Origin of the sequence: Cupriavidus basilensis (assembly GCF_029335485.1) — a bacterium.
GTDB lineage: Bacteria > Pseudomonadota > Gammaproteobacteria > Burkholderiales > Burkholderiaceae > Cupriavidus > Cupriavidus basilensis_E.
In genome coordinates, this window is sequence record NZ_JARJLM010000147.1 from 1 (window position 1) to 5303 (window position 5303).

Annotated in this window: 5 protein-coding genes; 4 read left to right on the forward strand and 1 reads right to left on the reverse strand. The window is 67.1% G+C overall.

The genetic code is table 11. The features are described from left to right. Positions 1-202 precede the first annotated feature (202 nt). The gene (locus P3W85_RS08455; protein ID WP_276264439.1) at positions 203-2149 is read left to right on the forward strand and encodes a putative bifunctional diguanylate cyclase/phosphodiesterase; all 1947 of its coding nucleotides are present in this window, start codon (positions 203-205) and stop codon (positions 2147-2149) included. A gap of 16 nt (positions 2150-2165) precedes the next feature. Here the strand turns inward: P3W85_RS08455 and P3W85_RS08460 are convergent, their stop codons facing one another. Next, positions 2166-2918, reverse strand: a complete 753-nt coding sequence (locus P3W85_RS08460; protein ID WP_017225417.1) for a hypothetical protein — start codon at positions 2916-2918, stop codon at positions 2166-2168. A gap of 401 nt (positions 2919-3319) precedes the next feature. Here P3W85_RS08460 and P3W85_RS08465 point away from each other — a divergent pair, with 401 nt between their 5' ends. From P3W85_RS08465 to P3W85_RS08475, 3 genes are all read left to right on the forward strand, one after another. Beyond that, entirely contained in the window at positions 3320-3703 is a 384-nt protein-coding gene (locus tag P3W85_RS08465) for a response regulator (RefSeq protein WP_035808299.1), read from the forward strand. A 169-nt stretch (positions 3704-3872) separates the two neighbouring features. Beyond that, positions 3873-4349 (forward strand): chemotaxis protein CheW, encoded by a 477-nt coding sequence (locus tag P3W85_RS08470; protein WP_017225415.1) that lies wholly within the window; start codon positions 3873-3875, stop codon positions 4347-4349. Positions 4350-4392: 43 nt separating this feature from the next. Next, positions 4393-5303: PAS domain-containing protein (locus tag P3W85_RS08475; protein ID WP_276264440.1), on the forward strand; the 911-nt coding region annotated here is incomplete at its 3' end.

The following is a 5303-nucleotide window of genomic DNA, read 5'->3' on the forward strand; positions in this document are numbered from 1 at the left end:
CAGTCCCGCCCGTCCGGCCCTGGCGGCAGCCAGCACCGGCACCGACGACTGGAGCGCGTTCTGAACCATGGCGGACGACTTGGCACTGTTTCCATTACCAGGGAAGCGCGCGTGATGCGATGATGCGGGTTTCGTTTCGCGCCCGCATCGCCTGGATCGTCGCGCCACCGCCCCCAATTTTTTGCGCAGCTTCCTTATTGACATGAGTGCTAGCCTTCTGCTGCTCGCTGCCCTGTCCGGCCTCGCGGTCGGACTCGGGATACGTGCAGCCAAGCCGGATCGGAAGCTGGCGCGTGGACCCGGCCGGACCCTGCAGTGGGCGGTCTGGCTGCTCTCGCCTGCCTCCGTGGGCCTGCCGCTTTGGGTTGTCCTGGGCTCCGGCAGCCTGCATGTCACGCACGACCTCTCGCGGACCGTGGCTGCGCTTGCATTGACAGCCACCCTCACTTTGGCCCTGCCCTGGCTGCGGCGCCACGTGCCGCTGCAGCGCGGCACCGCCCTGGTGGCGGTGCTGGCCGGCGCTGGCGTGGTGGTGGTGGCCGGCGCGCGCCTTGGCACGCTCTGCAGCGATGCCGCGCGCCCGTCCGCGCTATGCATGGAGCCTGGCAGTCTCATGCTGCCGGCCTGGCTGGCGATCGGTGCGCTGGTCGTGCTGCCGCTGGCGCTGCTCTGGCTGCGCAGCGTCAACCGGCACGGTTGGCAACTGGCCAGCAGGCCAGGCCTCGGTGCCGGCGAAGCCGATTCGCTGGATGTATTACTCGACGAGCCCCCGCCGCTGCCGGCCGGTGCACCGCAGCCGGTGCGGCGCCGTGGCCGGATCCCGGGGCGCCTGACCGTGCGTCCCACCGCGCGCGGGCATGACACGGTCGGAGAGTACAGCGTCAGCACCGACCTGCCGGACCGCAGCGCTTTTGCGCGCTGGCTCGACCAGTCGATTTCGCAGGCGCGCCTGGCCGAGACCGGCTGTGCCGTGCTACTGGTGCACATTGCCGACTTTCGCGAGGTCGACGAAGTGTTCGAGGTGCGTGCCGACGATATCCTCGCGCAGGATGCGGGGGCGCTGGCGCAGGCCGCGCTGGAGCCGCACGATTTCCTCGCGCGCCTGGCCCGCGACGAATTCGCCGTCGGCGTGCCCGAGCTGCTGCAGCACAATCGTGCCCACGAGCTGGGCGCGCGCTTGCTGGGTTCGCTTGCCGAGTTCGTGTCGGCGCGCGGGTTGCAGATGCAGATCGGGGTGAATATCGGCATCGCCATCTACCCGCGCGATGCGCAGACCTCCGAGACGCTGATGCAGGCGGCGCGTGTCAGCCTGAGCGAAGCGCGCGAGAGTGGCTCCAACCAGGTGCGCGTATTCAATTCCGCCGCGGGCGAGCGTGCGCGGCGCATGCGGGTGATCCGCCGGGATCTCTGGCAGGCTATCCAGGACGACGTCCTTTCGCTGCAATACCAGCCGAAATTCGATGTGGGCCAGCGCACCGTGGTCGGCGCCGAAGCGCTATGCCGCTGGCGCCATCCCACGCTGGGCCAGGTCAATCCCGCCGAGTTCATCACGGTGGCGGAGCAATCCGGCCAGATCGACAAGCTCGATGATTGGGTGATCGCCACGGTTTGCCGGCAGATACGGCAGTGGCAGGATGCGGGCATCCCGGGGGTGCCGGTGGCCATCAATGTCTCCGGCCTGCGCTTTGCCAGCCGGGACTTCCCGCAATATCTGCTCGAACAGATCCACCAGCACGATATCCCGCCGTCGGCCGTCACGCTCGAGATCACCGAGACCGCGGCGATGAAGGACATCGCGCAATCCCTCGAGACGCTGGTCGAGCTGCAGGCGCTCGGCATCCATGTGGCGCTGGACGACTTCGGCAGCGGATACTCCAGCCTGGGCTATCTCAAGCGCTTGCGCGTGGGTACGCTGAAGATCGACCGCACCCTGATCGGCGGGCTGGATGTCGACGCCCAGGGCCGCGCCATCGTCGGCTCGATGGTGGCGCTGGCGCACGAGTTGCGCATGCGCGTGGTGGCGGAAGGGGTGGAGTCGAACTCGCAGCTCGATATCCTCGCCGCCATGGGCTGCGACGAGGTGCAGGGCTACTTGCTGTCCCATCCGCTGGACCCGGCCACCTTCGCCGAACTGTTGCCCAGCGCCTGAGCGTGCCGCGCGGCGGCTACCGTTTCGGCGTGAATGGCTCGGGCAGGGTGCCGCCTGGGGGAAACAGCGCCAGGAGCCGGGTGAAGCGGCCGTTCTCGGGTACCAGCAGGGAAAACCGGGTCTCGCAATAGTGGCCGGTCACCGCGCCCAGGCGCCGCAGTTGCTGGCTGCAGTTCACCAGTGAAGGCAAGCCGCGCGGCAGGTAGATGCTGGCCAGCAGGGCCTCTGGCTCAATGCGCGTGCGGCCGTGGAAGCGCGCCAGGTGTATCAGCAGTTCATCCGACATGCTGGCTTCGCTGGTGGTATCCAGGTGCAGCACGAGGCCGATCGCGTCGCGCCCGACCAGCGCCTGCACATCTTTCCAGGCCAGCGGCATGGGGCCGTCTTCCAGCACCGGGGCGAACAGTACCGAGGCCAGCAACTGCAAGGTCCATGGCAGTGCCTCGGCGGTGGTCGGCACGATCGGTCCGCAGCCGGGGGCGGCATGAACGGGGCCATCGACCAGCAATGTGATGAGGAGTCGCTCCGGGTGTCGCAGTGAGCGAAGACGCTGCGCCATGGTGGCGGTGAGCTGGCGCTCGACCACCACCACCTGGGCATCGGGAGGATGCCGCGGGCGCCGTGACACCCAGTGCAGCCGCCCGCTGAAATCGGGTAGCGGTGCGAGCAGGGCGTCCGGCGCACCCTGGACGAACACGGTGAGCTTGTCGGTCTGGCGCGGATGTGCGTCTCCGCGTTTGTTCCACGGCGGGCCTGGCAAATTCGACATGATGACGTTCCGATGGAGTTGCAGCGCCCTTGCCGCGGGCAGCGCAGGCCTTCGCCACAGGCCGCAGGCGCGTCGCCCGGTTCGCGGCAACGGCGTAGTATGCCGACCCGCCGCGGCCCGATGCACCCCATGCTTGGGGGGTAAAAAATCCAGTCGACAGATGCAAACGTACTACGGATTCGGTGGGCACTGCCGATATGCCCCATAGGGGCGTTGTTTGCACCGGCTGTGCCAGTTCTCGCGGCCGCCCGCCCCCAGCCTCGCCTATGGCGCGGGAGCGCGCAGGGCGGTCCCAGGGCCTGCCCGGCCTGCGCCGCCATAGCGGGAGAGAAACGAATATCGGTCCACCGGGCCAGATCCAGGTCCTGTGGACTCACCATCGTGCCGTCACCGGAGCCGCTATGTCATTGCCTCATATTCTAGTCGTCGACGATTCTCCCTCCTTGCGCCGCATGATCAGCGCTTGCCTGCGCGCAGGTGGCTACGTCGTGTCCGAAGCCGCCGACGGCGACGAGGCGCTGGAGCTGGCCCGGGATGCCCGTTTCGGCATGCTGGTGACCGACCAGGTGATGCCGGGTACCGATGGCCTGACCCTGATTCGCACGCTGAGGCAGACCGATGCCTACGAGGCCATCCCCATGCTGATGCTGACCACCGAGGCCGACGGCCAGGTGCGCGAGCAGGCTCGCGTAGCCGGCGCTTCCGGCTTCCTGGCCAAGCCTTTCGACCCGGACCAGTTGATGGCCGCCGTGGCAGCCCTGCTGGACCCCTCCAAGGTGGGGTGAATGCACTGTCATTGTCACCCTTCAGGCACGTCCAGAACTGCCGTTAAGAAGTAGACGATATTCGTGCCTCGGCGCAGGCTGAGTCTCGGTCAGGCTGCCCGCAAGCGGGCTGGCCGGCTGTGGCTTTGGCAGCGCCCGATGGCCGGTCATGGCAAGCGGGAGCTAGCAAATGAAAGCCGGGAACAAGACAGAGGGCGCGGGCGAGGAGTTTCTCGCGTTCAGGCTGGGCGGAGAGGAATACGGCGTCGACATCCTCAAGGTGCAGGAGATCCGTGGTTATGAAAACGTCACGCAGATCGCCAACGCGCCGGCCTATCTCAAGGGCGTGATCAACCTGCGCGGAATCATCGTGCCGATCATCGACCTGCGCATCAAGTTTCGCCAGGACAAGATCAACTACGACCAGTACACCGTCGTGATCATCGCCGAACTGCAAGAGCGCACCACCGGTATCGTGGTCGATGGCGTGTCCGACGTCCTGACGCTGGCCAAGGGCCAGATTCGCCAGGCGCCCCAGCTTTCCGGCGACACGGACTATATCCGCGGCATCGGCTCGGTCGAAGACCGCATGCTGATCCTCGTCGATATCGAGAAACTGCTAGACACCGAAGAGCTCGCTGCACTCGAGGCAGCCGCGGCTGCCTGAGGCAGCCGCATTCCGCAGAGCCCGATTCACGCAGCCCCCATTCATGAGAAACAATCAACCCGTTACCTCTCAAGAGTACAAGCTCTCCGCAGACGACTACCTGATCTCCCGGACCGACCTGAAAGGCCGTATCACCTTCGCCAACCGCGCCTTTATCGAGGCAAGCGGCTTCGCGGCCGAGGAATTGCTCGGTGCCGCGCATAACCTGGTGCGGCACCCCGATATGCCGCCGGAGGCGTTCGCCGACCTCTGGCAGACCATCCAGTCCGGGCGCTCGTGGGTAGGCATTGTCAAGAACCGCCGCAGGAACGGCGATTTTTACTGGGTTAGCGCCACCGTGACGCCAACCGTCGTCGATGGCCAACTGGTGGGCTATACCTCGGTGCGCGCGATGGCGCAGCGCGACCAGGTCGAAGCGGCCAGCGCGGCTTATGCGCGGCTGCGCGAAGGCAATGGCCACGGCCTGTGCGTGCGCGACGGCGCTGTGGTGCGGCGCGGCCTGGCGGGTCTGCCCGGACGCTTGTGCAAGACCACGCTGAAGGGCCGCATCCTGTTGTCGCAGACCGCAGGCCTGTTCTGGTTCCTCGCTGCCCTGCTGGCCTTCGAGACGGTGGCCGGCAGCTCAGCCGCAGGCCCGTTGCGGCCCTGGCTGTGGGGCGGCTTCGCGCTGGCGGTGGCGTCGTCCTTTTTTGCCGGCACGCTGCTGCTGGCCCGCGTGAACCGGCCAGTGCAGGACATGCTCGATTTCGCGCTGCGCATGGGCGCTGGCGATCTCACTACGCGCCTTGAATATCGCGCCGGCGACGAGGTCGGCGCGCTGGCGCGGGCCATGCGCACCATGCAGCGCAGCCTGCTGTCGGTGGTGGGCGAAATCCAGGAAGGCATGTCGAGCATCTCCACCGCGACGCGCCAGGTTGCCGCAGGCAACAGCGACCTGTCGCAGCGCACCGAGCA